This window comes from Paraconexibacter algicola (genome assembly GCF_003044185.1).
Taxonomy (GTDB): domain Bacteria; phylum Actinomycetota; class Thermoleophilia; order Solirubrobacterales; family Solirubrobacteraceae; genus Paraconexibacter; species Paraconexibacter algicola.
Genome location: NZ_PYYB01000002.1, coordinates 1 through 26,327, shown reverse-complemented (window position 1 = coordinate 26,327; position 26,327 = coordinate 1). Strand labels below are relative to the sequence as shown.

General features: G+C 75.9%; 30 protein-coding genes and 1 riboswitch. Of the genes, 12 read left to right on the top strand and 18 right to left on the bottom strand.

The window, feature by feature from the left end; all coding sequences use genetic code 11:
• Positions 1–22: 22 nt before the first annotated feature.
• Positions 23–397, top strand: coding sequence for a VOC family protein (locus C7Y72_RS14065; protein WP_233243881.1), 375 nt, complete (start codon positions 23–25; stop codon positions 395–397).
• Here the strand turns inward: C7Y72_RS14065 and C7Y72_RS14060 are convergent.
• Positions 384–1,085 (bottom strand): haloacid dehalogenase type II, encoded by a 702-nt coding sequence (locus C7Y72_RS14060; protein ID WP_107569833.1) that lies wholly within the window; start codon positions 1,083–1,085, stop codon positions 384–386. The genes C7Y72_RS14065 and C7Y72_RS14060 overlap by 14 nt on opposite strands.
• Positions 1,086–1,109: 24 nt before the next feature.
• Here C7Y72_RS14060 and C7Y72_RS14055 point away from each other — a divergent pair, with 24 nt between their 5' ends.
• Together C7Y72_RS14055 and C7Y72_RS14050 are read left to right on the top strand one after the other, a co-directional pair.
• Positions 1,110–1,973 (top strand): short-chain dehydrogenase/reductase, encoded by an 864-nt coding sequence (locus C7Y72_RS14055; protein ID WP_107569832.1) that lies wholly within the window; start codon positions 1,110–1,112, stop codon positions 1,971–1,973.
• Positions 1,970–3,052, top strand: coding sequence for a winged helix DNA-binding domain-containing protein (locus C7Y72_RS14050; RefSeq protein WP_158276864.1), 1,083 nt, complete (start codon positions 1,970–1,972; stop codon positions 3,050–3,052). The genes C7Y72_RS14055 and C7Y72_RS14050 overlap by 4 nt, the downstream gene beginning before the upstream one ends.
• Here the strand turns inward: C7Y72_RS14050 and C7Y72_RS14045 are convergent.
• Complete coding sequence (locus C7Y72_RS14045; protein ID WP_107569831.1) at positions 3,039–3,251, bottom strand: hypothetical protein; 213 nt, start codon at positions 3,249–3,251, stop codon at positions 3,039–3,041. The two genes, C7Y72_RS14050 and C7Y72_RS14045, sit on opposite strands and share 14 nt — an antisense overlap.
• Positions 3,252–3,366: 115 nt before the next feature.
• On the opposite strand from C7Y72_RS14045, the gene C7Y72_RS14040 reads away from it, so the two are divergent.
• Positions 3,367–4,173 (top strand): helix-turn-helix domain-containing protein, encoded by an 807-nt coding sequence (locus C7Y72_RS14040; RefSeq protein ID WP_107569830.1) that lies wholly within the window; start codon positions 3,367–3,369, stop codon positions 4,171–4,173.
• Positions 4,174–4,176: 3 nt separating this feature from the next.
• On the opposite strand, the gene C7Y72_RS14035 is transcribed toward C7Y72_RS14040, so the two are convergent.
• The 8 genes from C7Y72_RS14035 to C7Y72_RS14000 are packed head-to-tail and all read right to left on the bottom strand — an operon-like array spanning position 4,177 to position 10,061.
• Positions 4,177–4,584 carry an acyl-CoA thioesterase gene (locus tag C7Y72_RS14035; protein WP_107569829.1) on the bottom strand — a complete coding sequence of 136 codons (408 nt, stop codon included), beginning with the start codon at positions 4,582–4,584 and terminating at the stop codon, positions 4,177–4,179.
• Between the two features lie 46 nt (positions 4,585–4,630).
• Positions 4,631–5,521 (bottom strand): VOC family protein, encoded by an 891-nt coding sequence (locus C7Y72_RS14030; protein WP_158276863.1) that lies wholly within the window; start codon positions 5,519–5,521, stop codon positions 4,631–4,633.
• Positions 5,522–5,567: 46 nt separating this feature from the next.
• Entirely contained in the window at positions 5,568–6,437 is an 870-nt protein-coding gene (locus C7Y72_RS14025; protein ID WP_107569827.1) for a helix-turn-helix transcriptional regulator, read from the bottom strand.
• A gap of 31 nt (positions 6,438–6,468) precedes the next feature.
• A complete protein-coding gene (locus C7Y72_RS14020; protein WP_107569826.1) occupies positions 6,469–6,921 on the bottom strand; it encodes a hypothetical protein in 453 nt (150 codons plus the stop codon).
• Positions 6,921–8,165 carry a molybdopterin-dependent oxidoreductase gene (locus C7Y72_RS14015; RefSeq protein WP_107569825.1) on the bottom strand — a complete coding sequence of 415 codons (1,245 nt, stop codon included), beginning with the start codon at positions 8,163–8,165 and terminating at the stop codon, positions 6,921–6,923. Before C7Y72_RS14015 ends, C7Y72_RS14020 begins: the two co-directional genes overlap by 1 nt.
• A complete protein-coding gene (locus C7Y72_RS14010; protein ID WP_199223972.1) occupies positions 8,138–8,797 on the bottom strand; it encodes a methyltransferase domain-containing protein in 660 nt (219 codons plus the stop codon). The genes C7Y72_RS14015 and C7Y72_RS14010 overlap by 28 nt, the downstream gene beginning before the upstream one ends.
• Positions 8,794–9,423: a TIGR04282 family arsenosugar biosynthesis glycosyltransferase gene (locus C7Y72_RS14005; RefSeq protein WP_199223971.1), complete on the bottom strand. Its 630-nt coding sequence runs from the start codon at positions 9,421–9,423 to the stop codon at positions 8,794–8,796. The genes C7Y72_RS14010 and C7Y72_RS14005 overlap by 4 nt, the downstream gene beginning before the upstream one ends.
• Positions 9,420–10,061, bottom strand: a complete 642-nt coding sequence (locus tag C7Y72_RS14000) for a glycosyltransferase family 2 protein (RefSeq protein ID WP_107569824.1) — start codon at positions 10,059–10,061, stop codon at positions 9,420–9,422. Before C7Y72_RS14000 ends, C7Y72_RS14005 begins: the two co-directional genes overlap by 4 nt.
• Positions 10,062–10,166: 105 nt before the next feature.
• Here C7Y72_RS14000 and C7Y72_RS23380 point away from each other — a divergent pair, with 105 nt between their 5' ends.
• From C7Y72_RS23380 to C7Y72_RS13970, 7 genes are all read left to right on the top strand, one after another.
• On the top strand, positions 10,167–11,438 hold the full coding sequence (locus C7Y72_RS23380; RefSeq protein ID WP_158276862.1) for a hypothetical protein: 1,272 nt from the start codon (positions 10,167–10,169) through the stop codon (positions 11,436–11,438).
• Positions 11,435–12,370, top strand: a complete 936-nt coding sequence (locus tag C7Y72_RS23375) for a PQQ-dependent sugar dehydrogenase (RefSeq protein WP_158276861.1) — start codon at positions 11,435–11,437, stop codon at positions 12,368–12,370. The genes C7Y72_RS23380 and C7Y72_RS23375 overlap by 4 nt, the downstream gene beginning before the upstream one ends.
• Positions 12,367–13,431 (top strand): NAD-dependent epimerase/dehydratase family protein, encoded by a 1,065-nt coding sequence (locus C7Y72_RS13990; protein WP_107569823.1) that lies wholly within the window; start codon positions 12,367–12,369, stop codon positions 13,429–13,431. The genes C7Y72_RS23375 and C7Y72_RS13990 overlap by 4 nt, the downstream gene beginning before the upstream one ends.
• A gap of 63 nt (positions 13,432–13,494) precedes the next feature.
• Positions 13,495–14,208, top strand: a complete 714-nt coding sequence (locus tag C7Y72_RS13985; RefSeq protein ID WP_107569822.1) for a response regulator transcription factor — start codon at positions 13,495–13,497, stop codon at positions 14,206–14,208.
• Positions 14,205–15,398, top strand: coding sequence for a sensor histidine kinase (locus tag C7Y72_RS13980; RefSeq protein WP_107569821.1), 1,194 nt, complete (start codon positions 14,205–14,207; stop codon positions 15,396–15,398). Before C7Y72_RS13985 ends, C7Y72_RS13980 begins: the two co-directional genes overlap by 4 nt.
• A 51-nt stretch (positions 15,399–15,449) precedes the next feature.
• Complete coding sequence (locus tag C7Y72_RS13975) at positions 15,450–16,358, top strand: alpha/beta fold hydrolase (protein ID WP_107569820.1); 909 nt, start codon at positions 15,450–15,452, stop codon at positions 16,356–16,358.
• Between the two features lie 38 nt (positions 16,359–16,396).
• Positions 16,397–17,077: a metal-dependent transcriptional regulator gene (locus tag C7Y72_RS13970; RefSeq protein ID WP_107569819.1), complete on the top strand. Its 681-nt coding sequence runs from the start codon at positions 16,397–16,399 to the stop codon at positions 17,075–17,077.
• 15 nt (positions 17,078–17,092) lie between these two features.
• Here C7Y72_RS13970 and C7Y72_RS13965 read toward each other — a convergent pair whose 3' ends face one another.
• The 6 genes from C7Y72_RS13965 to C7Y72_RS13940 all read right to left on the bottom strand — a co-directional run bounded on the left by C7Y72_RS13965 (position 17,093) and on the right by C7Y72_RS13940 (position 24,139).
• On the bottom strand, positions 17,093–18,478 hold the full coding sequence (locus tag C7Y72_RS13965; protein WP_107569818.1) for an ABC1 kinase family protein: 1,386 nt from the start codon (positions 18,476–18,478) through the stop codon (positions 17,093–17,095).
• A gap of 54 nt (positions 18,479–18,532) precedes the next feature.
• On the bottom strand, positions 18,533–19,699 hold the full coding sequence (locus tag C7Y72_RS13960; protein ID WP_107569817.1) for a ribonuclease D: 1,167 nt from the start codon (positions 19,697–19,699) through the stop codon (positions 18,533–18,535).
• A gap of 61 nt (positions 19,700–19,760) precedes the next feature.
• The gene (gene gluQRS, locus C7Y72_RS13955) at positions 19,761–20,672 is read right to left on the bottom strand and encodes a tRNA glutamyl-Q(34) synthetase GluQRS (RefSeq protein ID WP_199223970.1); all 912 of its coding nucleotides are present in this window, start codon (positions 20,670–20,672) and stop codon (positions 19,761–19,763) included.
• A 25-nt stretch (positions 20,673–20,697) separates the two neighbouring features.
• Complete coding sequence (locus C7Y72_RS13950; protein ID WP_107569815.1) at positions 20,698–22,617, bottom strand: hypothetical protein; 1,920 nt, start codon at positions 22,615–22,617, stop codon at positions 20,698–20,700.
• Positions 22,614–23,258 carry a PilW family protein gene (locus C7Y72_RS13945; RefSeq protein WP_107569814.1) on the bottom strand — a complete coding sequence of 215 codons (645 nt, stop codon included), beginning with the start codon at positions 23,256–23,258 and terminating at the stop codon, positions 22,614–22,616. Before C7Y72_RS13945 ends, C7Y72_RS13950 begins: the two co-directional genes overlap by 4 nt.
• A complete protein-coding gene (locus tag C7Y72_RS13940) occupies positions 23,258–24,139 on the bottom strand; it encodes a hypothetical protein (protein WP_146175384.1) in 882 nt (293 codons plus the stop codon). Before C7Y72_RS13940 ends, C7Y72_RS13945 begins: the two co-directional genes overlap by 1 nt.
• A 150-nt stretch (positions 24,140–24,289) precedes the next feature.
• On the opposite strand from C7Y72_RS13940, the gene C7Y72_RS13935 reads away from it, so the two are divergent.
• On the top strand, positions 24,290–24,484 hold the full coding sequence (locus tag C7Y72_RS13935) for a hypothetical protein (RefSeq protein WP_107569812.1): 195 nt from the start codon (positions 24,290–24,292) through the stop codon (positions 24,482–24,484).
• 3 nt (positions 24,485–24,487) lie between these two features.
• Here the strand turns inward: C7Y72_RS13935 and C7Y72_RS13930 are convergent, their stop codons facing one another.
• Together C7Y72_RS13930 and C7Y72_RS13925 are read right to left on the bottom strand one after the other, a co-directional pair.
• Positions 24,488–25,621 (bottom strand): acyltransferase family protein, encoded by a 1,134-nt coding sequence (locus C7Y72_RS13930; RefSeq protein ID WP_107569811.1) that lies wholly within the window; start codon positions 25,619–25,621, stop codon positions 24,488–24,490.
• Positions 25,618–26,001, bottom strand: coding sequence for a hypothetical protein (locus C7Y72_RS13925; protein ID WP_107569810.1), 384 nt, complete (start codon positions 25,999–26,001; stop codon positions 25,618–25,620). The genes C7Y72_RS13930 and C7Y72_RS13925 overlap by 4 nt, the downstream gene beginning before the upstream one ends.
• Before the next feature lie 119 nt (positions 26,002–26,120).
• Positions 26,121–26,202: riboswitch (cyclic di-GMP riboswitch) on the top strand.
• The last annotated feature ends 125 nt before the right edge of the window (positions 26,203–26,327 follow it).

Below are 26,327 nucleotides of genomic sequence, written 5' to 3'. Positions count from 1 at the left end.
AAGCGGTCGTAGCGTGGGCTCCATGACCTCCACCATGAAGCTCGAGCTGCTCATCCTGCCCGTCTCCGACGTCGACCGCGCGAAGGCGTTCTACGTCGAGCGGGTCGGCTTCGTCGCCGACCACGACCACACCGTCAGCGACGACCTGCGGTTCGTGCAGCTCACCCCGCCCGGCTCCGGCTGCTCGATCGCGATCGGCCGCGGACTCAACGAGAAACAGCCCGGCTCCGTCGAGGGCATCACGCTGGTGATCGAGGACGCGGACGCGACCTGCGCCGCGCTGCGCGAGCGCGGCGTCGACTGCACCGACGTCATCGACCTGCCCTGGGGCCGGTTCGTCCGCTTCACCGACCCGGACGGCAACGGCTGGTCCTGCCAGCAGATCACCCAGGGCTGAGCCGGGCCGCCAGCGCGGCCATGTCCGGCACCACCAGGTCCGGCGTGGCCGTCGCCGCGGGCGTCGCCCCGAACCCCGCCCGGCCCGCGCGCCGGTCCACCCAGACCGTCGCGTAGCCCAGCGCGCGAGCGGGAACGTGGTCGTGGAAGAGGCTCTGCGCGACGTGCACGATCCGCTCCCGCGGCAGCCCGAGGCGCTCCTCCAGGACCCCGAACCCGCGCGCGTCCGGCTTGTAGGCCCCCACCTGCTGGGCGGTCACGACCGCGTCGAACGTCACGCCCAGCCGCCGCGCCGACGCGGCGAACAGGTCGTCGTCGCAGTTCGTCAGCACGCCGAGCCGGAACCGCGTGCCGAGCACGCGCAGCGCCTCCCCGGAGTCCGGGAACGCGGGCCAGTCCGCGACCGAGCGCCCGAACGCGCGGACCTCGTCGTCGGTCGGCGCGAACCCGAGCTCCTCGCCGATCGCCACCAGCGCCGCGCCCAGGACGTCCGCGTAGCGCCGGTAGGGGCCCGCCTCGACCGCCGTCTCGTGCCGGGCGAACCGCTCCAGCAGCGCGTCGTCCCCCGGGGCCGGGACCCCATGGGCGGCCAGGACCGCGCCGAGCGCATCGGCGATCCCGCGCTCCCAGTCGATCAGCGTGCCGTAGCAGTCGAACGTCAGCGCGTCGACGGATGCGAGATCGAGCATGCCGGGCATCGTAGAGTCCGCGCCATGGCCTCCTTCGACCTCTCCGGCAAGACCGCCCTCGTCACCGGTGCCGCCCGCGGCATCGGCTTCGCGACGTGCGAGCGGCTCGTCGCCCGCGGCGCGCGCGTCGCCGTCATCGACCTCGACCAGGAGGCGTGCGACGCCGCCGCGGCCCGACTCGGGGAGGGGCGCGCGATCGGCATCGCCGCCGACGTCACCGACCGCGGCAGCATGCAGCAGGCGGTCGCGCGGACCGTCGAGGAGCTCGGCGGCGTCGACGTCGTCGTCGCCAACGCGGGCATCGCCCACAAGGGCGCGACGTTCCGCGCCCTCGGTACCGAGACGTTCGACCGCGTCATCGACGTCAACCTCATGGGCGTCGTGCGGACCGTCGAGGCGGCACTGCCCCAGATCGTCGCGCGCCGCGGCCACGTCGTCGTCGTCGCGTCCGTGTACGCGTTCGTCAACGGGATCGGCACGACCCCGTACGCGATGAGCAAGGCGGGCGTCGAGCAGTTCGGCCGCGCGCTGCGCGTCGAGCTCGCCCAGCACGGCGCCGGGGCCAGCGTCGCCTACTTCGGCTTCATCGACACCGAGATGGTCCACAAGGCACTCGACGCCGACCCGCTCGCCGAGCGGCTGCTCGCCGCCGTCCCCAAGCCGTTCCTCAAGCGGCTGCCGCCGAAGGAGGCGGGAGAGGGCATCGTCCGCGGGATCGAGCGGCGCCAGCCGCGGATCATCTACCCGCGGCGCTGGACCGCGTACTCGGTGGCGCGCGGGATCGTCAACCCGCTCCTGGACACGCTCATGGTCCGGGACGCCAAGACCCAGGCGGTGCTGCGCGACCTCGACGCCCGCGCGGGCGAGGAGCAGCAGACCACGGCGTGAGGACCGTCGAGCCCGAGCAGGCTCTCGCCTACCGCCTGGTCGGGCACCACCTGCACCGGCGCACCGACGCGCTCACGGCGATCGGTGCCTGCGGGATCCAGGACTCGCCGCCGGGCTGGGCGGCGGTCGCGCTGCACGCCCGCAGCCACGAGGACCGACCGACCGGTCGGTCGGTCGTGCAGGTCAACGCCATGCGCAACGCGCCGCACCTCGTGCCGCGCGCGGACGTCGCAGTGTTCACGCTCGCCGCGATCCCCCCGGACGACGAGCTCGCGGCCGTCGTCGGACGGCTCGTCGCGACCGAGCTGGCGGACGCCGGGTACGGCATCCGCGAGGCGCTCGACCGCGTCGGCGACGCGGCCCGCGACGCCCTCGCCGACGGGCCGCTCGGCCGCGACGAGCTGCACCAGGCGTTCCGCGAGCGGCTCCCCGACGCGCTCCTGGCCTGGTGTCCCGGCTGCGAGAGCCACCACCTGCGCAGCGGCCTGTGGCGCACCCTCGGTCGGCTCGGGATCACCGAGATGCCCGCGAAGGCGACCTGGTCGCTGCTCGACCCGCCGGTCACCGCCGATCCGGTGCAGGCCCGCGCCGAGCTCGCGCGCCGGTTCCTGCGCTGCTTCGGGCCCGCCACCCACGGCGAGCTCGCCACCTGGACGCAGACGTCCACCCGGCACGCGCGGCGGCTCATCGCCGATCTCGGGGACGCGGTCGAGCAGGTGCTCCTCGCCGGCAGGAAGCGCTGGGTCCTCGCCGACGAGACCGCCGTCCTGGACGACCCGCCGACCGCGCGCGGCGTCCGGCTGCTCGGCGGCTTCGATCCCTACGTCGCGCAGCCCGACCGGGCCACGCTCGTGCCCGACCGGGCCCTCGCGCGGCGGATGTTCCCGTCGGTCGGACGGCCCGGCGTGCTCCTCCACGACGGGCGGCTCGTCGGGCTCTGGCGGGCCCGCAAGGCGGGCTCGGTGCTGCAGGTGCGCCTCGAGGCGCTCGACGGCGCCGACCTCCCCGACGTGCAGGAGGAGGCCGACGCCGTCGCCCGCCTGCGCGGATGCGACGAGGCGCAGCTCAGGCCTGCGTGACCGCGGCGCGCGGGCCCGACGGCGCGCGCCGCAGCGCGACCATCTGCCACAGCCCGTACGCGGCGGCGTCGCAGAACAGGACGCCGAGCACGACGACCTCCCAGGTCGGGGCGCCGGCGAGCAGCGCGACGACGAGCAGGAGGGCGAACACGGCCTCGGCGGCGGTGGCGAGACGCAGGCGGTTGCGGGTGGCGGTCATGGTGGACTCCTCGGATCGGGATGGGTGATGCCGAGCAGCCTGCGCGCTCGGGGGAAGCGCGGCAATGACCTCCGGGGTAAGCGACCGCGACCCGCGGCGCGGCTAGGTTGGCGGCATGAGCACGGCCAGCGCCACCCCCACCGTCGGCGAGCTGCTGCGCGACTGGCGTCGCCGTCGGCGCATCAGCCAGTTCGACCTGTCGCTCGAGGCGGCGGTGTCCGCCCGGCACCTGAGCTTCGTCGAGACCGGCCGCTCGCGGCCCGGCCGCGACCTCGTCCTGCACCTCGCCGAGCACCTCGACGTGCCGCTGCGCGAGCGCAACACGCTGCTGCTCGCGGCCGGGTACGCGCCCGTCTTCCGCGAGACCGCCCTGGACGCCGAGCGGATGGCCCCGGTGCGCGCGGCGCTCGAGAAGATCCTCGAGGGGCACGCCCCGTACCCGGCCCTGATCGTCGACGGGTGCTGGAACGTGCTGATGGCCAACGAGCCCGCGCTCGCGATCCTCGCCGGGGTCGACGCGGCGCTGCTCGAGGCCCCCAACGCGATGCGCCTCGCCCTGCACCCCGACGGGCTCGCGTCACGGATCGAGAACCTCGCCGAGCACGCCGGGCACCTGCTGCTGCGCCTGCAACGTCAGGCGCTGCTCTCCGGGGACCCCGCGGTCGCCGCGCTGCTCGACGAGCTCCGGGGCTACCCGGCCGCGCAGGAGGCGGCCGCGACGTCGATGGCCGCCGAACCCGCCGAGCTGCTGTTCGTCCCGATGCGGCTGCGGCGTCAGGACGGATCGGTCTGGAGCTTCTTCTCGACGATCGCGAGCTTCGGGACCGCCACCGACATCACGGTCGCCGAGCTGGCGATCGAGTCGTTCTTCCCCGCCGACCCGCAGACCGCCGTGGCGCTTCAGGCCGCCGGACGGGCCTGAGCCTCAGGTGCCGGTGAGGACCGCGCGCTCCTCGTCGGAGAGCGTGCGCGCCCCGCGGGCCTGCATGTCCCAGCCCACGAGCACGGTGCTGCCCGCCGCCGCGACCGTGCCGTCCGGCAGCAGCACCTCGTGCTCGAGCGTGATCGACTTCGTGCCCACGCGGCCGACCCGCACCGTCACGTCGACCGTGCCGTGGTCCTTGCGGACCTCGTGGCGGTAGTCGAGCTCGACCCGGGCGAGCACGTAGGTGTGGTGCACCTGCTGCGTGCCGCGCCCGGCGAGGTCCAGCAGCAGCGCGCCGCGCGCCTCCTCCAGCAGCTCGTGGTACACGGCCTGGTTGAGGTGCCCGAGCATGTCCATGTCCCGCCAGCGCAGCGGGATCGTCAGGCGGGTCTCGGGCGGGGAGGGCATGGGCGCGGACCCTAGTGAACGGCCGCGCCGCGCGGACGGCCGCCGGTCAGCGCGCGGTGACGAGCCGCAGCGCGATGTCCCACGGGTCGCGGAGCACGACGCCCGCGGCGCCCTCGTCGGCCACCGCCACGCCCGCCGCCTCCAGCCGGGCGCGGACCGCGCCGACCGCCGCGTCGTCGGGCAGCACCGCGCTCCACTCGCGCAGCCCGACCGCGTCGGCCGGGGCGGGGCCCACGCCCTCACCGGCCCAGACGTTGACCGCGAGGTGGTGGTGGTAGCCGCCGGCGGACAGGAACGACGCGCCCGGGTAGGTCGTGACCTCCGCGAACCCCACGAGGTCGCGGTAGAACGCGACCGCCTGCGGGACCCGGCCGACGTGCAGGTGCAGGTGCCCGACCGCCAGTCCCTCGGCGGCGTGCCGCCGGACGTCCTCGCCGTCGCTGACGCGCAGCAGGTCCTCGACGTCGAGCGCCCGCGTGTACATGCCGACCTGCTGGCCGGCCTCGGTCGGCGCCGGCCACGCCGAGCGCGGCCGGTCGGCGTACAGCTCGATCCCGTTGCCGTCCGGGTCGCGCAGGTACAGCGCCTCGGAGACCCCGTGGTCGGAGGCGCCCGTCAGCGGCAGCCGGTTCGCCGCCAGCCGCCGGGTGGTGCGCGAGAGCTCCAGGCGCGACGGGTACAGGAGCGCGACGTGGAAGAGCCCCGCGTGGCGCCCGGCGGGCCGCGCGCCCGGCTGCTCGTGCAGCACGAGCACGTCCTCGCCGCCCGCCCCGAGGCGGGCGACCGCCCCGTCACGGCCGTGCTGGCGCAGCCCGGCGACGTCCTGGTACCAGGCGACCGACCGGTCGAGATCGGTGACCGTCAGGTGCGCGGCGCCCAGGCGCAGGGCGTCGGGCAGCGTCGGGGTGGAGGAGGGGGCGGTGCTCGGCGTGCTCATGCCGGACATGCTCGCTGCCGTCCCGCTCCCGCGGAATGGCAGAACCTCACGGATGCATGGACATCCCGGCGTGCCGCGTCGCGTCGCGCCACGCCTGCGGCGCGGACCCGGCGTGCCGCTTGAACGCCCGCGAGAAGTACAGCGGGTCGTCGAACCCGACCGCGTGCGCGACCTCCCCGACCGACCGGTCGGTGAAGCGCAGCAGCCGGCGGGCCTCGAGCATCACGCGGTCGGTGACGAGCTCCTTCGTCCCGCGGCCGGTCACCGCGGCCAGCGCACGGGACAGGGCGGGGGCGGGGACCGCGAGACGCTGCGCGTAGTGCGCGGCGTCGTGGTGGCGGGCGAAGTCCTCCTCGAGCGCCGCGGCGAACCGCCGGTGCAGCGCCACGTCCGGGCCGTCGGGCTCCGGTCGCTCGGCGTGCGCGCCGTCGTACCACCGCTCCAGCCACAGCAGCAGCGTGGCGAGCAGGTGCGCCTCCAGCGCGCCGCTGCGGGCGTCGCGCGGCCCCACGACCTCCGCACGCAGGGTCGCGAGCAGCGCGTCCAGGCGGTCCGTCGCCGCACCTGCGGGGACGGGGATGGTGCGCTCCTGGCGGGCGGCGAGCAGCCACGACGCCGACGGCGGCACGAGGTCCTCCCCGAACCGCACGACCGCGCCGTGCAGCCCGCGGCCCTCCTCGAACTGGTGGACCTGGCCGCGGCCGATGATCGTGACCGCGCCCGCGACGACCGGCAGCTGCGCGCCGTCGACGCGGTGCGTGCCGCGGCCGTCGCGGAACCACAGCAGCTCGTGGTAGTCGTGGCGGTGCGGCTCACGCATCCGCGGGCCGCCGACCGCGCCGCCGTCGAAGGTCACGACCTCCAGCGCGCGGTCGGGCGCGAGGCGGTCCAGCGGCAGGTCGGGACGGTCGGGCACGGCGCGGCGGACGCTACCGGCCCGGCCGCGCTCACCACCCGGGGCGCGGCTCCGGCAGCGGCTCGGGCTCCGGCACGGCCGGGGCGGGCGGACGCACGGCGGCGCGGACGAGCAGCAGCGCGGCGACCGCCCAGACGACCGCCAGCGCCACGAGCAGTCCCTGGCCGTAGTCCTGCGGCAGCAGCGACGGGTTGTTCGCCAGGCGCCCGCGACCGGTCCACGGCGGGATCGCCACGAGCGTCAGCGCCGCGCTCACGATCAGCGCTCCCTGCACGGTGGGCCGGAACCGGCGCGGCACGAGCCGCGCGAGGACCAGGCCGAGCACCATGACCGCCGGCGCGACCAGGCCGTCGTGCAGCGCGAGCCCGCCGACCAGGAACAGCGCCGCGTTCAGCGGCTCGGTCGCCTCGGCGTTGCGCAGCAGCCCGGCGACCCCGAAGGCGACCATGCCCAGGCCGAGCGCAGTGAGGATGCGGCGTGCCATCAGAGCACCTCCAGACGCGTGACCCACTTGGTCTGCTGGACCCCGGGACGGTTCGGCGAGATCAGCCGGCACGGGAACCCGTGGTCGGGGTGCAGCTCCTCGCCGTCGATCCGCAACGCCAGCAGCGTGTCGGGGTGCTGGGCATGCGGCACGTTCAGCTCGCTGCTGCGGAACGACCCGCGCTGCTGCAGCGAGCGCACGCGGACCTCCGCGTCGGGCGACGCGCCCGCCAGCTCGAGCAGCTCCCGGACGCGCACGCCGCTCCACCTCGCTCCGGCGCTCCAGCCCTCCACGCAGGTGATCGCCAGGTCGGCGTCGTGCTGCGGCAGCGCCTGCAGCTCGGCGAGCGTCAGCGACAGCTCGCGCTCGACCGCGCCGGTGACGGTCAGCCGGTACTCGGGGTCGCGGATCAGGTCGAGCACCCCGGCACCGGCGGCGCTGCGGTTGACCGGCAAGCCCTGCGGTCCCACGTCGGGCAGCCGCGGGGCGAGGACCGCGAGGTCCTTCAGCGGGCGGACCGTCTGCCCGACGGTCGCGAGCGTCACCGCGCCCACGGCGGCGGCCGTCGCGGTGAGCAGGCCACGGCGGCTCAGGCCGTCCCCGGGCGGCTCGGGCGCCTCGGCGGCGAGGCGACGGCGCGCCGTCGGCCCGACGGTGCGGCGCAGGACGACGAGCTGCGCGCCGACGTGCACGAGCAGCGACCCGACGGTCACCCACGCGACCCAGTAGTGGGTCTCGCGGAACCCGAACTCCCACGGGTACCAGCGCGCCGTGTTCAGCAGGCCGGTGAACAGCAGGAAGATCGAGCCCGCGATGAGCGGGGCGAGCGAGAGGCGCGTGAGCGCGTGCGGGAGGTCCCGCACCGGCGGCCACGCGAACAGCTGCGGGTAGACGACCCACAGCTTCACGAGCAGCAGCGGGATCGCGGCGGTGCCGCTGGCGACGTGCAGGCCCTGCGTGACGCGGTACAGCCACGCCGGGCTCGCGGGCATCGACAGGAACCCGATCGACAGCGGGGTCTGCGCGAAGTGCGAGTACAGGCCGGTGAGGAAGCACGTCGCGAACGCGACCCCCAGGGCGATGCCCAGCAGGGCGGCGACCCGCTCGTCGTGGAGGCGGGACGGGAACGCGTCCTCGTCGAAGGGGCCCGCGCGCAGGTGCCCGAGCTCCTCGTCGATCGCGTCCCCGACGGAGCGGCCCGCCAGGAGCTTCTCGCTCAGGCTCGGGCGAGGTCGGCGAACCATCGGTCCTCCTCGTGGTGCAGGGCGGTCAGGCGCAGGCCGGCGTCCGCGGCGATCCCGGCGACGTCGTCGGCGGCCACGGAGGACCAGGCGAACCAGCGGCTGACGAGCGGCCCGTCCTCGAGCCGCACGACCGCCCGCCGGGTCCCGCTCCCCGGGGCGTCGACCTCGACCAGCACGGTGCCGTCGCGGACGACGAGCTCGCCGCAGCGGCGCAGCAGCGCGACGGGATCGCCGCCGATGCCGACGTTGCCGTCGAGCAGCAGGGCGGTGCGCCAGCGGCCGGCGGCCGGGACGCAGGAGAACACGCAGGCGACCGCGGCGGCCCCACCGCGGGCCCGGGTGGCACGCACCGCCTCGGGCGACACGTCGATGCCCAGCGCGGTGACCGCGCGGCGACCGAGCGCGGCGACGTGGCGGCCGGGGCCGCAGCCGACGTCGAGGACCGGCCCGACGGCCCGGTCTAGGACGTGCAGGTCCGCGCCGCTGGCGGCCCCGAGCCATCCGTCGAGCGGCACCGGGACGGTGCGCCCGTCGGCGTGCCGGATGACGAGACCCGGGCTGCGACCGGTCAGCCCGCGGGCGTAGAGGACGCCGGGGGCGACCGGCGCGCCGGCCGGTGCGAGCACGGTCACGACGCCACCGCGCCCGCGGCCACGAGCGAGCGGACGGCGGCCGCGAACCGGGTGTCGGGCGCCTCGTGGGCGACGGCGACCGCGTCGTCGAAGTGGTCGACGTCGCGCAAGGCCGGGAGCTCGGCGTAGGGGAGCCCGAGCGCGGAGAGCTGCGCGCGCTGACGGGCGCCGGTGTCGGCCGCGCTCATCGGGACGCCCGCGAACACGCGCGGGTCGGGGTCGCGCAGGCCGATCGCCCAGTAGCCGCCGTCGGGGGCGCCGCCGATCGCCGCGCCGTGGCGGGCGGTCGCGTCCATGCCGTGCTCGAGGTCCGGGGGCGTGAGCTGCGGCGTGTCCATCCCGACGAGGAACGCGGGACCGCCGACGTCCGCGAACGCGGCGGCCAGCCGCTCGTCCAGCCCGTCGCCGCGCTGCGGCAGCACCTCGAACCCGTCCGGCAGCCACGGTCCGGGGGTGCCGTCGAGCACGACCACCCGCCGGTCCGCGGGCGTCGCGAGCACCGCGTGCAAGGTGTCCCGCAGGGCGGCCTCGGCGAGCGCCGCGGCCTGCGCCGGCGTGCACGGCGGGCACAGGCGCGTCTTGCTGACCCCGGCCCGCGGGGCCTTGGCGATCACGATGAGGTTCACGTCATCACCGCCGTCATGTCGCGGACCGCGCGGACCGTGCCGCGCACGGTGCCGGTCACCTTCGAGCGGCCCGCCCGCGGCAGGTAGGGGACGGTCACCTCGGCGATCCGCCAGTCCGCGGCGGCGGCGCGCAGGACCATCTCCAGCGGCCAGCCGAACCGCCGGTCCGCGATGCCCAGCGCGAGCAGGTCGGTGCGGCGCGCCGCGCGCATCGGGCCGAGATCGGTCAGCGGCACCCGGCAGCGGCGCCGCAGCTCCAGCGCCAGCAGCCGGTTCAGCAGCCGGGCGTGCACCGGCCAGGCGCCGGGCTGCGCGTCGCGGGCGCCGAGCACGAGGTCGGCCTCGCCACGCAGGACCGGGCCGGTCACCGTGGGGAGGTCGCGCGGGTCGAGCGACGCGTCGCAGTCCATGAACGCGACGTGCTCGGCGCGCGCCGCGGTCAGCCCCGCGAAGCACGCGGCCCCGAACCCGGGCACGGGCTCGACGACCACCTGGGCGCCGAGCCGCCGGGCGAGGTCGCCGCTGCCGTCCGTGGAGCCGTTGTCGACCACGATCGGGTGGTGGTCGGCCGGGAGGCGCTCGAGGACCCAGGGCAGGGCCTGTGCCTCGTTCAGCACAGGGAGGACGACGTCGGTCATGGGGGACCACGGTAGGGCCGCGGGGCCCCCGGAGTGATGACGAACCACGAAACAGGGTCGTCCGCGCTCGCCGACGGGGTCCGTCGGCGCTAGCGTCGGGGACCGATGCAGGACCGCCCGCGCACCGTCGCCGCGGTCGGCGGGTGGGCGCTGGTCCTCGTGGCCGGCGCGCTCGTCGGCCGGGCGCTCTACGACGACGACCCGCTCGTGCGGATCGGCAACGCCCCGCTCGTCGGGACCGCGGACCTGCGTCTCGGGGCGTGGGCGCTCGCCGCCGTGGCGTTCGCGGTGGTCGCGGTCGCCGCCGGGCAGCGCGTCGCGTCGGCGCTGCGCTGGCCGGGGCTGCTCGTCGCCGCCACCGTCGCCGCGGCCACGTGGATCGTGCTGCTGGCGCTGACCGACGGGCCCGCCGCGCTGACCGCGCCGCTGGAGACCCGCTACGAGTACCTCGCCGCGGTCGACCGGGTCGGCTCCCCGGGCGGCTTCCTGCGGACCTTCACCGAGCTGCTGCCGACCTACCCGACGCACGTGAAGGGCCACCCGCCGGGCCTCGTGCTGCTGCTCGCCGGGATGGACGCGGTCGGGCTCGGCGGCGCCGGCTGGGCGACCGTGCTGGTCACCGCCGGGGGCGCGCTCGCGGTCCCGGCCGCGCTCGTCGCGCACCGCGCCCTCGCGGGGGAGCGCGCGGCACGCCGGGCGGCGCCGTTCCTCGTGCTGCTCCCGGGGGCGGTGTGGATGGGGACCTCCGCCGACGCGCTCTTCACCGGCGTGGCGGCCGTCGGGATCGCGCTGATCGCCGTGGCGGCGAGCGGTCCCGCGGGCCGGCGGGCGGACGGGTGCGCGGTCGCCGCCGGGCTCGTGCTCGGCACCGCCCTGCACCTCAGCTACGGGATCACGCCGCTGGGCGCGATCCCGCTGGCGATCGTGCTGTGGCGGCGCGCCTGGCGCGTCCTCGTGCTCGCCGCGGTCGGGGTCGGCGCCGTCTTCGCGGTCTTCGCGAGCGCGGGCTTCTGGTGGTTCGACGGGCTCGCGGCCACGCGGGAGCTCTACGAGGCCGGGGTCGCCTCCCGCCGCCCGTACCTGGAGTTCCTGCTGATCGACCTCGCGGCGTTCTGCCTCGTCGTCGGGCCCGCCGCGGCGGTCGGGCTGGTGCGGCTGCGCGACCGCGGCACCTGGATCCTCACCGGCGGCGCGGCGGTCGCGCTGAGCGCGGCGGCGCTCAGCGGCCTCTCCCGCGGCGAGACGGAGCGGATCTGGCTGCCGTTCGCCCCCTGGATCGTCCTCGCGACCTGCGCCCTCGGGTCGTCGCGACGCTGGCTGGCCAGCGCCGCCGCCCTCGGGCTCTGCGTCCAGCTCGGAGCGCGGTCCCCGTGGTGAGCCGACGGCGTCCCCTCGCAGCCCTGGCGCTGGTCGCGCTCGCCGTCGCCGGCTGCGGTGGCGGGGAGGAGCCGACCCGCACCCAGGCCGACCCGCGGCAGCCTGCCGCCGCGACCCCGGTCCTCGCCGCGCTCGCCGCGCTGCCGGACGGCGGCTACCTCACCGGCGAGCTGGCCTCCGGGATCGTGCGGCGCGAGCCCGGGGCGACCGTCCTCGCGCGGCTGCCGGTGCGCACCGGCGGGCAGCGTGGCCTGCTCGGGCTCGCCGCGACCCCGGACGGCCGGACCGTCTGGGCCTCGTACACGTCGGCGCGTGACGGCGGGCGCCTCGTCGTCGAGCGCCTGCGCCCGGCCCCGCGCACGCGCGTCTGGACCGGGCCCGTCGGTACCGCGCTGGCGACCGGCGGACACCTGCTGCACGACCCGGACCGCGACCGGCTCGTCATCGGCGTGGGCGACCTCCAGGACCCGCCGCGCGTCCGCGACCCGCGCGCCCTCAACGGCAAGCTCCTCGCCCTCGACCCCGACGGCCCGCCCGACCAGCGGCCACGCGTCCTGTCCGGCGGCTGGAACAACCCGTTCGCGTTCGACCGCACCCCGCGCGGACGGCTCCTCGTGGCCGACAACGCGCCCGGCCGCCGCCCCGAGCGGATCGGCCCCGGCGACGGCACGGGCGGTCCCGTGACCGACCTGCCCGGGCGCATCGCCCCGTCCGGCGTGGCGGCGCTCGGCGAGCGGCGGCTGGCCGTCTGCGGGGTCGTCAGCGGACGGCTCGACCGCTTCGAGCAGCCGACGCCCGACGCGCCGTGGCGGCGCACCGGCGTGCTCGACCGCGACTGCCGCTACGGCGTCGTGCGGCTCAGCGACGGCCGGCTGCTCGTCTCGGGCGCTCGCGACCTGCACCTCGTCGACCCCTCCGGGAGGACCCCGTGACCCTCGTGCTCATCACCGGCGGCGCCGGCTTCGTCGGCGGGCACGTCGCCGAGGCGCTGCTCGCCGCCGGCCACGACGTCCGGCTGCTCGACGACCTGCACCCGGCCGCGCACGCGACCGACGCGGAGCCGCTCGTCCCCGAGGGCGCGCAGTGGGTCCGCGGCGACGTGCGCGACGGCGCCGTCGTCGCGGCGGCGCTGCGCGGCGTCGACGCCGTCTGCCACCAGGCCGCGATGGTCGGGCTCGGCACCGAGATCGGCGACATCGCCGACTACGTGTCCCACAACGACCTCGGCACCGCCGTGCTCCTGCGCGAGCTCGCCCGCACGCGCACCCCGCCGCGGCTCGTCCAGGCGTCGAGCATGGTCGTCTACGGGGAGGGCCGCTACCGCTGCCCGACCCACGGCGTGGTGCGCCCCGGTGCGCGGCGGCGCAGCGACCTCGACGCGGGCCGCTTCGAGCCACCGTGCCCGACCTGCGGGGCGCCGCTCACCGCCGAGCTCGTGCCCGAGGACGCCCCCGCGGACCCGCGCAACGTCTACGCCGCCACGAAGCTCCACCAGGAGCACCTCGCCGAGGCGTTCTCGCGCGAGACCGGCGTCCCCGTGACCTCGCTGCGCTACCACAACGTCTACGGCCCGCGGATGCCGCGCGACACCCCGTACGCGGGCGTCGCGTCGATCTTCGCCAGCGCCCTGGCCGCCGGGCGCGCACCGCGCGTCTTCGAGGACGGCGGGCAGCGCCGCGACTTCGTCCACGTCCGCGACGTCGCGCGCGCGAACGTCCTCGCGCTCCTGGCCGCGGAGCCCGTGCCGGGCGCGTTCAACGTCTGCAGCGGGGAGCCGCGCACCGTCGGCGAGATGGCCCGCGCGCTGCAGGCGGCGCACGGCGACGCCCCCGACCCGGTCGTGACCGGCGAGTACCGCCTCGGGGACGTCCGGCACGTCGTCGCCGACCCCGCGCGCGCCCGGACCGTCCTGGGGTTCACCGCCCGGGAGGACTTCCTCGTCGGCATGGCGGAGTTCGCGCACGCGCCGCTGCGCGCGACGTCCGGCCGATGAACGGTCGGTGAACGCGCCCCGCGCGCCCTTGCCCGCGCCGTCCCGGCGGTCCACACTCGGCCGGTGAGCACGACGAGCGAGCACTCCCGCGGGTCCGTCCTGGTGGTGGACGACGAACCCACGATCGGGGACGTCGTCTCCCGCTACCTGCAGCGGGCGGGCTACCGCACCCGCCTCGCCGCCGACGGCCTCGCCGCGGTCGACGCGGCCGCCCGCGAAGCCCCGGACCTCATCGTCCTGGACCTGATGCTGCCGGGGATCGACGGGCTCGAGGTGATGCGGCGTATCCGCGAGCAGCACCGGCGGCGCACGCCGATCATCCTGCTGACCGCCAAGGGGGAGGAGAGCGACCGCATCACCGGCCTGCGACTGGGCGCCGACGACTACGTCGTGAAGCCGTTCAGCCCGGCGGAGCTCGTCGCCCGCGTCGACGCCGTCCTGCGCCGGCTGGACATCACGCCCGAGGACGAGCCGGCGATCGAGCTCGACGGGCTGACGATCGACCCGGTCGGTCGCCGCGTGCTCGCCGCGGGCGAGGAGGTCGCGCTCACCCAGCGCGAGTTCGACCTGCTGCTGTTCCTCGCCCGGCACCCGGGCCGGGCGTTCACGCGCAACCAGCTGATGGACCGCGTCTGGCAGTACTCGTTCTACACCGACACCTCGACCGTCACCGTCCACATCCGGCGGCTGCGCGCGAAGATCGAGGTCGACCCCGAGCAGCCGCGCTGGATCGAGACGGTGTGGGGCGTCGGCTACCGCTTCGGGACGGCGGCATGAGCGGGCGGGCCACGAGCCTGCTGTTCGTCGCCGCGCTCACCGGCCTGCTGGCCGCGGTGTCGGCCCTGCCCTACGGCGGCCACGCGGCCTGGCTCGTGCTCGTGCTGCTCGGCCCAGTCGGGGTGCTGACCGTGCTCGTCGGCCACGCGCTCGCCGAGCGCCGGCCGCGACGGTCGCTGCGCCGGCACCTCGCGACGATCGCCGTGCTCGTCGGGGCGCAGGCGCTGGTCGCGGTCGCGCTGTTCGTCCAGCAGATGTTCTTCAACGCCCACGACGCGTTCTTCACCGTCGTCGTCGTGGTGTTCGCGGGCGCGGTCGGCCTGTGGCTCGCGCGGCTGCTGGGCGGCGGTGCGCTCGCCGACCTCGACGCGATCAGCGGCACGCTCGACGCGGTCGGCGCCGGCCGGCGCGACGTGCGCACCGGGGTCGCCGGGGAAGACGAGCTGGCCCGTCTCGCCGCCGACGTCGACCGGATGGTCGAGCGGATCGCGCGCGAGGAGGACGCGCGGCGCCAGCTGATGGCCGCCGTCTCGCACGACCTGCGCACGCCAATCACCGCGTTGCAGCTCATCGCCGAGGGCCTCGAGGACGACATCTTCGAGCCCGACCGCCGCCGCGAGCAGCTCGCGCGGATGACCACGCACGTGCGTGCGCTCGGCGCGCTGATCGACGACCTCTTCGAGCTGACGCGCCTGCAGGCCGGCGAGATCCGCTGGACGGCCGAGCACGTGCCGCTCGACGCGCTCGTCGCCGAGACCGTCGACGCGATGCGCCCGCAGGCCGAGCAGCGACGCGTGGAGGTCCGCGCGGACCTCGCCGCGGGCCTCGTGCCCGCGCGCGCCAACCCGGAGCAGCTGCAGCGCGTCCTCTTCAACCTGATCCAGAACGCGATCCGCCACACGCCCGCCGACGGCAGCGTCGTCGTCCGGGCGGAGCCGGTCGGGGACGGCGTCGAGATCGAGGTGGCGGACACCGGCTCGGGCATCCCGGCCGAGGACCGGGAGCGGGTCTTCGACGCGTTCTTCCAGGGCGGCGACCGGGCGGCGCGCACGGCGGGCGGCGCGGGGCTGGGCCTGGCGATCGCCCGCGCGATCGTCGAGGCGCACGGCGGGCGCATCTGGCTCGAGGACGCGCCCGCGGGGACCCGCGTGCGGTTCCGGCTGCCCGAGGGGGTCCCGCTGCCCGCCTGAGCGCGCCGCCCGCTCACGCGGCGCACGCCCGCCGCCGGGTACGGTCGCGGGATGCGCGCCCCCGAGCCGATCGCCGTCGACCTGCCCGGGCTGCGCCTGCACGCGCTGACCTGGGCCCCCGCCGGTGCGGCGGCGGACGCGCCGCTGGCGATCCTCGTCCACGGCTATCCGGACGCGCCGTCGACCTGGCGGCATCTCGGTCCCCGGCTGGCCGCGCGCGGCTACCGGGTCGTGGCGCCCTACACGCGCGGCTACGGGCCGACCGGGCCCGCACCGGACGGCCGCTACCTCGTCGAGGACCTCGCCGGCGACCTGCTCGCCCTGCACGCGGCGCTGGACGGCGACGACCGCGCGGTGCTCGTCGGGCACGACTGGGGCGCCGTCCAGGTCTGGGCGGTCACCGCGCGCGACCCGGGGCGCTTCGCCCGGCACGTCGCGCTGTCGATCCCGCCGCCGGCCGCGCTGCTGCGCCCGCTCACCCACGCCCCGCGCGACCTGCGCCTGGGCCTGCGACAGTCCCGCCGCAGCTGGTACTTCCTCTACAACCAGCTGCCGTTCGTCGAGCGGACGCTCCTGCACCGGATGATCCCGGCGCTGTGGCGCAGCTGGTCGCCGGGGTACGACGCGACCGAGGACCTCGCGCACGTCCGCGCCGCCCTCGCCACGCGCGCGCAGCGCGAGGCCGCGCTCGCCTACTACCGCCAGAACCTCACGCGCGGCTTCGCGCGGCTGTTCGGCCTGCGCGCCGGGGCGCCGGTGCTCTCGCTGCACGGGCAGGACGACGGCTGCATGCTCGCGGCGATCGGGGAGCGCGCACAGGACCTGCTGGCCCCGGGAAGCCGCTTCGCGGTCGTGCCCGGCGCCGGGCACTGGCTGCACCTGGAGCGCCCGGACGAGATCGGGGCGCTCGTCGACGCCTGGCTGGACGGCCCGCCGCCCGGGGGAGCCGCGACGCGCTGAGCGGTCCCGCGCCGGGCGACGTGCGAGGATTGGCGACGATGGCGACCCCTTCCGGCAATCGTCAGCACGGCGAGGCCGTCGAGAACTACGCCAAGGCGATCTACGCCCTGCAGCGGCGTGGCGACGGCACCGTCGGCACGAACGAGCTGGCCGACCGGCTCGGCGTGACCGCGGGCTCCGCGTCGGCGATGGTCAAGCGCATGGCGGATCTCGGTCTCGCCTCGCACGCCCCCTACAAGGGCGTGACGCTGAGCGAGCAGGGGGAGAAGGTCGCGCTGGAGGTCATGCGCCACCACCGCCTGCTCGAGCTGTACCTGCACGAGCACCTCGGGGTCCCGTGGGACCGCGTGCACGAGGAGGCCGAGGCGCTCGAGCACGTCATCAGCGAGGACCTCGAGGCGCGGATCGCCGCGAAGCTCGGCCACCCGACCCACGACCCGCACGGCGACCCGATCCCCGACGCGGACCTGCGCATCGACGAGGGCGACAGCGTGTCGCTGTCGGCGCTGGAGCCCGGGGCGTCCGGGCGGTTCGTGCGGATCAGCGACGAGGACCCGGAGATGCTCCGCTACCTCGCCGGGCGCGGCATCCAGATCGGCGACGCGGTCGAGGTGCTCGACCGTCAGCCGTTCGGCGGACCGCTCACCGTGCGGTTCCCGTCGGTGGAGCTGAGCATCGGCGGCGACCTCGCCCGCGCGATGCGCGTCGCGGTCGGCTGACCGGGGCGGTCGCCCTCAGGCGACCCGGTCGAGCGCCCACTCGCGCTCGAGGCGGCCGATCTCGGTGTCGTACGGCTCGTCGAGGAAGAACTCCGCCCAGAGCGCGCCCCAGTCGGCCGCGGCGCGCAGGTCGCACGCGACCCCGAAGAGGATGTTCTCCATCCGCCGCATCAGCAGCGCCTCCGGCGGCATGTCGAACCCACGGACCATCGACCGCCACTCGCCGCCGATCGCGAGCACGTCGTCCATCAGCCGGTGCGCCGACTCGCCCGACAGCCGCACCGGCGGCTCCCAGTCGAACATCCACGCGCCCGTGCGGCGCATGTGCTCGTAGACGAGCTCGTCGGGGAAGTCGAACGAGTCGGGCAGGTAGCCGAGGTCCCGCAGGCCCCGGGCGACGCCGGCGGCGTCCTCGTCGCGGACCGCGGAGAAGATCACGCTCTCCCGCTTGGAGTAGCCCGCGGGCAGCTGGCGCATCATGCCGAAGTCGAAGAACGAGACGGTGCCGTCGGGCAGGCGCAGGAAGTTGCCCGGATGGGGGTCGCCGCAGACCAGGTCCAGGCGCGTCGCGCAGCCGTAGAAGAACCGGAAGACCATCTCGGCGAACGCGTCGCGGTCGGACTCGGGCAGCTCCTTGACCGCGGAGAACGGCTGGCCGCCCTGGATCATCTCGGTCACGAGCACCCGGCGGGTCGACAGCGACGTGTCGACCGCGGGGATCCGCACGAACGGGTGGCCGCGCCACGCGCGCGCCATCCGCCGGTGGTTCTGGGCCTCGAGCTCGTAGTCGAGCTCCTCGGTGACGCGCTCGCGCAGCTCCTCGGCGACCGCGTTGGTGTCGAGGCCGGGGGCGAGACGCCCGATCAGCGGCAGCAGGATCTTCATGTTGCGCAGGTCGGCGTCGACCGCCTCCGCGATGCCCGGGTACTGCACCTTGATGGCGACCTCGTCGCCGTCGTGGGTGACGCCCCGGTAGACCTGCCCGATCGACGCGGCAGCGATCGGCTCGCGGTCCAGCTCGCGCAGCACCTTGTCGACGGGCTGCCCCCACTCGGCCGCCATCAGCTTCTCCATCTTGGAGAACTCGACCTTCGGCGCGTTGTCGCGCAGCTCCGCCAGGCGGGCCTTGATGCGCTCGGAGTCCTCCTGCTCGAGCCCGGGCAGGTCGATCGTGGAGAGCACCTGGCCGAACTTCATGGCCGCGCCCTTCATCGAGCCGAGCTGCACGACGACCTGCTCCACCACCGCGGCGGTGCGCTTGCGCTGCGCGCGCTCGCGCGACTCGTCGCCGCGGGCCTTGTCCAGGAGCTTGCCGCCGGCGACGCGGGCGCCCTGCCCGGCGACGAGGCCGCCGATGCGTGCGGAGCGGCCGAAGCGGGAGGTCGGGGTGCGATCAGCCATCCATCGGGATACGCACGAGCGCCCCGGACCGACCACGCGGCCGGCGGACCGCGATCAGCGCGCGGTGACGTCCAGGCGCAGGCCGTCGCCGACGCACAGCACGCGCTCCCCGCGCAGCAGCGCGAGCAGCTCGTCGCCGACCAGCTCGCGGCGCCAGCCGCGCAGCGTCCGCACGTCGGGCTCGGTCAGGCCCTCGCGCACGGCGGTCACGACCGCCTGCAGGTCGGCGCGCGTGGCGAGCAGCTCGTAGGCGAGCCCGGAGGAGAGCGCGTGGGCGCGCACGAGCGCCTCGGACAGCGCGATCAGCGGGGCGTCCTTGGGCGACGGGCCCGGGCTGCGCTCGCTCGTGGTCGGGATCGGCGGCTGCTCGCGGCCCCGCTCGACCGCGTCGAGGATCCACTTGCCGCGCCGTCGCAGGATGCCCTCGTGCAGGCCGCGGATCTGGGACAGGCGCTCCATCGACTTCGGCTTGCGCCGCGCGATCTCGACGAGCGCGGCGTCCTGCAGCACGCTGGAGACGGGCTTGTCCTGCTCGCGTGCGGTCTCCTCGCGCCAGGCGACGAGCTCGCGGGCGATCGCGCGGACCCCGCCGTCGAGGCCGGCGATGCGCGGCAGCCGCTCGAACACGGCGTCGACGTCGCGGTCGTCGGTGATCGTCTCGAGGACGCGGCACTCCTCCTGCGCCCACTCGAGGCGGCCGCTGCGCTCGAGCCGGTCCTTCAGCGCGTCGGTCGCCTGCAGGATGTGCAGGACGTCCTCGCGGGCGTACTCGGCCTGCTCGGGGCTGAGCGGGCGCGCGTCCCACTTCGTGAAGCTCGCGGACTTCTGCAGCCGCACCCCGAGCAGCTCGGAGAGCAGGCCCTCGTAGCCGATCTGGGCGCGCATGCCGGCGAAGCCGGCGGCGATCTGCGTGTCGAAGACGTTGGTGATCGTCGTGCCCCAGACGCGGCGCAGCAGCGCGACGTCCTGGCGGCCGGCGTGCAGGACGATCTCGATGGCCGGGTCGGCGAGCAGCTCCGCCAGCGGCGCGGGGTCGAACCCGTCGCGGTCCAGCGGGTCGAGCACCCACACGTCGGCGGCACCGTCGCCGTCGTCGACGGCGACCTGGACGAGGCACAGCAGCGACCGGTAGCGGCCCTCGCCCATGAACTCCGTGTCGATGCCCAGCCGTCCCGCGTCACGTGCGCGGGCCGCGATCATGTGCGCATCGACCTTGGCCATCGCCGTGACCCTACCCGCGCGGGCCGCACGGCGTCCGCTGAGGGGCGCCCGGAAAGCGGCGTCACGGTCGCAGGACCGTCGGCTCGCGCGGCAGGCGCGCCGGGTCGAAGGCCGCCACGAGCTCGTCCATGGCGGGCGTCGCGCCGGGCGCGCAGAGCCCGACGCTCGCGGCGAGCAGGCCGCGGACCTGCTCCGGGCGCTCGCCGAGGGCGCGCCGGTCCGCGAGCGTCACCGCCCCGTCGCGCTTGGCCAGCCGGCGGCCCTCGGGCCCGAGCACGAGCGGGACGTGCGCGTGGGCGGGGACGGCGAGACCCAGGCGCCGGGCGAGCCAGACCTGCCGACCGGTCGTCTCGGCGAGGTCGGCGCCGCGGACGACCTCCCCGACGCCTTGGTCGTGGTCGTCCAGGACGACCGCGAGGTTGTAGGCGTGCGTGCCGTCGGCGCGACGCACGACGAGGTCGTCGACGACCTGGGTGGACGGGCCGAGCAGCCGGTCCTCGACCGTCACGACCGCCGCGTCGGCGCGCACGCGCAGCGCCGGCGGGCGGCCGCGCGCCTCCCGCTCGGCGCGCTGCGCGGCGGTCAGCCGCAGGCACGTGCCGGGGTAGGCGCCCTCCGGCAGCGCGCCGTGCGGGGCGCTGGCGGCCTCGCGCAGCTCGGCGCGGGTGCACCAGCACGGGTAGACGAGCCCCTGCGCCTCCAGCGCGGCGAGTCCCTCGGCGTAGCGGTCGGCGCGGGCGGACTGGCGCGGCACGGGCCCGTCCCAGTCGAGCCCGAGCGCGGCGAGGTCGGCCAGCTGCCCGGCCTCGTGCTCGCGGCGCGAGCGTCCCTGGTCGAGGTCGTCGATGCGCAGCACGAACCGTCCACCGGCGCGGCGCGCGAACAGCCAGGCCAGCAGCGCGGTGCGCAGGTTGCCCAGGTGCAGCGGCCCGGTGGGGCTGGGGGCGTAGCGGCCGTCGTGCGGGGCGGGCACGCCCGGCAGGCTACGCCCGCCCGGCTCAGTTCGGCGCGACGTTGCGGTAGGTGCCCGACACGGGCCCGCCGCCGACCGTGAAGCCGACCGACGCGGCCTTCACGACGTTCTCGTCGTACTGGATCGCGGTGTAGCTCGTGAGCGCCGAGGTCAGCGCCCCGACGACGTCGGAGGTCAGCGCGGGCAGCGACACCGTCTGGGTCTCCTTCGTCGTCCAGGACGACCAGGCGTTCCACTCCAGGCAGACGACCAGCCACGTCTTGCACGTGCGCGTGCGGCGCTCGGAGACCGGGACGGCGACGTCGCCGCCGGTCGCGAACAGGTTCAGCAGCTGGCTGTCGGTGAGCGTGCCGAGCTGGTTGGTGAGCGCCTGGCAGCCGGTCAGCGAGGAGGCGCCGCCCGGGTAGCGGACCTGCTCCTGCACGCCGGCGACGAGCCCGAGCGTCTGCCCGAGCAGCTGGCCGACCCCGGCGAGCGTGCCGCCGAGGACGTTCAGCACCGGTCCGAGGACGGGGATCGAGCAGGCGCCGCCCAGCAGCGCGGGGGCGGCGGTGCTCTGGCTCGTCAGCGACGGGTAGATCCCGACCGCCCCGCCGGCGCCGTCGGCCCACACCGAGCCGGTGACCTTGCCGGTGTTGCCCTCGATCCGCACGACCTCGCGGACGGCGGCGCTCGTGCGCTCGCTCTGGGAGCAGACGCCGTCGGACCCGCACTCCTGGAGGTTCAGCGCGTAGACGACGCCGGTGACCGGTCCGGTGATCCGCACGCCGCCGCGGCCGACCACGAGGATCTTGAACGTGCGGGCCGTGCTGAGCGTGCAGTACTGGTTGCCGTCACCGACCTGGCCGAGGGAGACGATCGAGTTCTGGTCGGTGGCCTCGGTGAAGCACTCGGGCGCGCCGGACGCGCTCTTCGTGGCGATGCTGCCGCCGCCGGCGACCGTGTCCTTCGTCAGCGTCGCCGCGTCGCGGTAGCCCTGCTGGGCGTCGGCGGGCGCCATCGCCCAGGTGCCGAGCGTGAGCGACCGGTCGATCCCGAGCAGGCCGTTGAGGGTCGAGAGCCCGAGGGCGTTGGTGGCGCCCTGCACGCCGGACAGCGTGCCGCTGAGGCACACCGAGCTCGGGTTGTTCAGCGTGTTCAGCAGGCCGCAGCGGATGCCGATCTTCGAGCTCGTCGGGGCGATCAGCGGCTTCGTGCCGAGCACCGAGCCGAGCAGCTGCCCGGAGGCGACGTTGTTCACCGAGGTCGTCGCCTCGGTCGAGAACGAGCCCGTGCCGACCGCGTAGCCGAGCGGGACGGAGAACGGCGCGGTCCCCTGGCGGATCTTCGTCGCGACGGCGCGGGCGCGCGCCAGCGTCCCGGTGCCGGTGCGCGCCACGCGCGCCTGCGCGCGCACCCACAGCGCCACCTGCGCCGGGCGGCGGCCCGAGAGCGCGGGGACGGTCCGGGTGAGGAACGACTCGTCCCACCGCCGCTCGCCGTCCTGGTCGATGCGCCCGCCGACGAGGGTCCCCGCGACCGGGCACACGCTGACCCGCCAGGTGGTGCCGAACGCGGCACCGTCGTAGTCGGCGGAGCTCGACGCGAACCGGTCACGGATCGCGGTGGTGATGCGGCCCTCGAGCGTGGCCGCGGACGCGGTCGTGCTCTGGGCGAGCGTGCCCGTCACGTTCTGGCAGCTGCCCGAGGTCGGCCAGTCGGCGGCGGTCGAGTTGCTCGCCAGCGCCCCGGCGGTGGCGGCCACGACCCCCTCGGCGAGCGCCTGGGCGGCGTCGGCGCCGCGCTGGGCGCGCGCCTCGCGCGTCTGCGTGTCGGTGAGCGCCAGCAGCGCCAGGCCGAGCATGACCATGACGGCCAGCAGCGAGATGACCGGGACGAGCGCCATCCCGGACTCGTCGCGCAGGCGGTGGGGGAGAGCAGCGGGCACGGGGAACTCCTGCTTCACGTGGCGGGACGGTTGCGGAACGAGACGGCGCCGCGCACGACGGTGCCGAGCGCGGTGGACCCGACCCTGCGGGCGACGGCGACGCGGATCCCGACGGCGCGCACGTCGGCGGCGGCCGGCAGGCAGGTCGCGCCGACGCAGGCGTCGGACGCGTAGTCGAAGAGCTGACCGGGCTGCTGGAGCAGGTCGCGCAGCACGACCTGGTGGGTCCACCCGCCGGTGCCGCCGGTCGCGGCGCACGCCCCGGGGGCGACCCAGGTGTCGCCGGCGCGGCTGGCCCGCACCAGGGAGGACGTCGCGCCGCTGGTGAGCGTGCAGTAGCGCACCCAGCCGGGGACGCTCGTGGCCCCGGACGGCACGTAGGTGGCGAAGACGAGGTCGCTGCGCGTGACCGTCCAGCCGGCCGGGATCGGGCCGATCTGCCCGGTGGCGACCCGCGCCTCGCGCAGCTCGGCCACGGTCGCGCGGACCTGGGCACGGGCGGTGTCCTGGGCGGCGGTCGCCTCGCTCGCGGTCTGCTGCGCGCCGGCGAACCGCTCGAAGCCGGTGAGGACGGCGCCGAGCACGAGGATGCCGAGCGTCATGCCGACGAGCAGCTCGACGAGGGTGAGTCCGCGCTCGTCCCGCAGCCGCGCGCGCATCACGACACCGGCCGGCGCACGAGCGCGGTCTGGGAGATCGAGCGGGCCCGCCCGTCGAAGCCGGTCCACGCGACGGTGACCGCGAGCCGGGTGGTCGTGGCGATCGACGCCTGCGCGCCGCTGAGGGCGGTCTCGACCTGCGTGGGCGGGCAGAGGCCGACGCTCGCGCCGCTGCCGAGCACGTCGAGCAGCCCGGTGACCCCGCCACCGGCCCCGAGCAGCCCGTTGTAGACGGTGTTGACGAGGTTGCTGGACCCGACCGCCGAGCACAGCGCGGTGCTGAGGTCGGGGAGCAGGGCGCCGACGCACGCGTTCAGGCCCGTGATGCCGAGCAGCTGCAGCCGCGCCGTCAGGGTGCCGGGGTCCATCGGGTTGAGCTGCTGCGGCTGCAGCAGCTCGAGCGAGCAGCTGCCCGCCGTCCCGGTCCCCGAGCCCCCGGATCCGGTGGCGGGTCGCAGGCAGTCGAACGGGCCCGCGATGGACACGTTCTGGTACGCGTCGGAGAGGGTGCAGGCACGGTAGGAGACGGTGTAGGTCGTGCCGCGCCGGCGCAGCGTCCAGGACTGCGGCGTGCTGAGCGGCGCGGCGCCCGCGGCGGTCGGCGTCGCCGGCGTCACGCCGGTGCTGGCGGCGTCCCCGTCGGGGTCCAGCGCGACCCGCAGGCGGTCCGCCGGACCGGGGGTGGCGGCGAGCCGGTCGATGTCCGTCATGTCGTTGCGGGCCAGGGAGTTCCGGCCGCCGGTCGCCCGCTCGATCATCTCCTGGGCGAGGGCGTTGGCGACGTCGCGCTGCTTGGAGGTGGCGGTCGTGCGGTTGCCGCTGTCGAGCAGCGTCAGGGTCGCGAGCAGCCCGCCGATGAGCAGGGTCGCGGCGACCAGCACCTCCACCAGGGTGAAGCCGGTCTCGTCCCGTCGCGCGTGTGTGATCCGGTCCCGCACACCAGGGATATCGGCGCGTTCGCCGTTCACCACAAGTGGGGGAGGCCAACTGGACGAACGGACGAGGCGCCGCGCCCGCTAGCCTGCCGACCTGTGAGCGACCAGGCCGCAGCGCCCGAGCCCGTCCCGTGCTCCCCCTGCCGGGGGACCGGGAAGCTGATCTCGAACTTCGGGGGCAGCCCGCACGAGGTCGTCTGCCCCTGGTGCGAGGGGACCGGCGTGCAGATCCCGGAGCACGACGCGCAGGCCGCGCGGCGCGCCGCCGAGGAGCAGGCGGCCGCGGGCTGACGCTCAGCGCGCCGACGCGGCGCGCGCCAAGCGCTGCGCGGGCAGCTCGACCCAGCGCCAGCTCGCCGCGGCGACCAGCAGCGTGGGCAGCAGCGCGACGACGGTGGCGCCGAGGGTCGAGCTCGGCAGCAGCCCGACCGACCGCAGCCACACCATCAGCGGCACGTGCCAGAGGTACACGCCGTAGGAGAGCCGGCCCAGCGCGCTGAGCGGCGCCCATGCGAGCAGCCGGGCGCGCGAGGCGGCGCACCACGTGGCGAGCAGGACGAGCGCGAACCCGGCGGCGGCACCGGTGTCCCGCCACTGGCGGCGGTCGTCGAGCCGGCCGAAGTCGGCGGCCCACCAGGCCCCGATCACGACGGCGGCGCTGCCGGCCAGGAGGAGGACCGCCCGGGCGCGCGGCCCGACGGTCCGGCCGTGGGCGAGGACGGCGACCGCCATCCCGAGCGCGAAATACGTCGCGAACGCCGGCAGCTGCTTGGACAGCACGTAGGCGTCGAGGTCGGGGTTCGCCACCAGCCAGGCGTTGAACGCGACGCCGACCGCGAAGAACAGGCCGCACACCGCCAGCAGCACGGCGCGCGGCGACAGCCCCGTCAGCCGGCGCAGCGCGAGCCACCCGAGGAGCGGCAGCACCGCGTAGAACGTCGCCTCGACGGCGAGCGTCCACATCGGCGGGTCGAGCTTCAGGAGCGTCGAGGACTGCAGGTTCTGCCCGAAGACCGCGAACAGCCAGAGGTCCTCGGCGGGCGGCAGGCGCACCCCGGGGGAGCCGTCGTGCGGCCACAGCAGGACGATCGAGCCGAGGATCGCCAGGTAGTACGCGGGCACGATCCGTCCCACGCGGCGGATCGCGTACGCGCGCAGCCGGGGCGCGGGACGTCCCTCCAGCGCGGCGCGCACCCACGGCGAGAACAGCAGGAAGCCGCTGACCACGAAGAACAGCACGAGGCCGAGGCGCAGCTCGTGCAGCGCCCCGTCGACGAACCCGGCGCGCCGCGAGGACATCGGGTCGGTCCCGGCCTTGTACAGCCACGCGTGGTAGACGAGCACCGAGCCGGCGGCGATCCCGCGCAGCCCGTCCAGGGCGGCGTCGCGCGCCGCCGGGCGCACGACGTCGGGGGTGGCCCCGCTCACCGGTCGGCGACCGCCAGCGTCCCGATCTCGCGGCCGCTGTAGCGCAACGTCACGGGGAACCGGCCGGGCCGGTCGGCGACGAGCAGCAGCTCCCCGTCGAGGCCGGAGCCGACGGCCACGTCGACGCCGAGCCCGCGGATCTCGGCCCGGTCGGCGTCGGCGGAGCGCACGCGCAGCACCACGACGTCCCCGACGCGCGCGCGGACGGCCCGCTCGGCGGGGAGGTTCGCGGTGACCCGGTCGTCCGGGGAGGTCGGGGGCGTCAGCCGCAGCGGCGGCGCGTCGTCGCCGTCGTCGCGCGAGGAGGCCGTCAGCGCGCTGCTCAGCGCGGCGGTCAGCAGCAGGATCGAGAGGAGCAGCAGCAGCCGACGCGCGAGCACGCCCCGATGGTCGCAGATGTCCGCCGACGATCGGGTCCGCGCACTAGGACGAACGTCCATACCCAGTTCTGGGCTCAAGCTCGACGCACGGCCGGTCGATACGAGCCTCGTCAGACCCACGGTGACAAGGGCAAACCGCTCGCGAGGGCGGGACGCAAAGCCACAGGCCTCGACCGCAAGCGAGGACGCTGGGCCGCCACCGGGACCTTTGGGCCCCTCGGCATCGACCCGCGGAGCTGGCACGCAGGGCAACCCACAGGTCCATCGATCCCAGGAGGATCACTCCACATGCTGCACAAGCTCCGCAACGACGAGGGTGGCTTCAC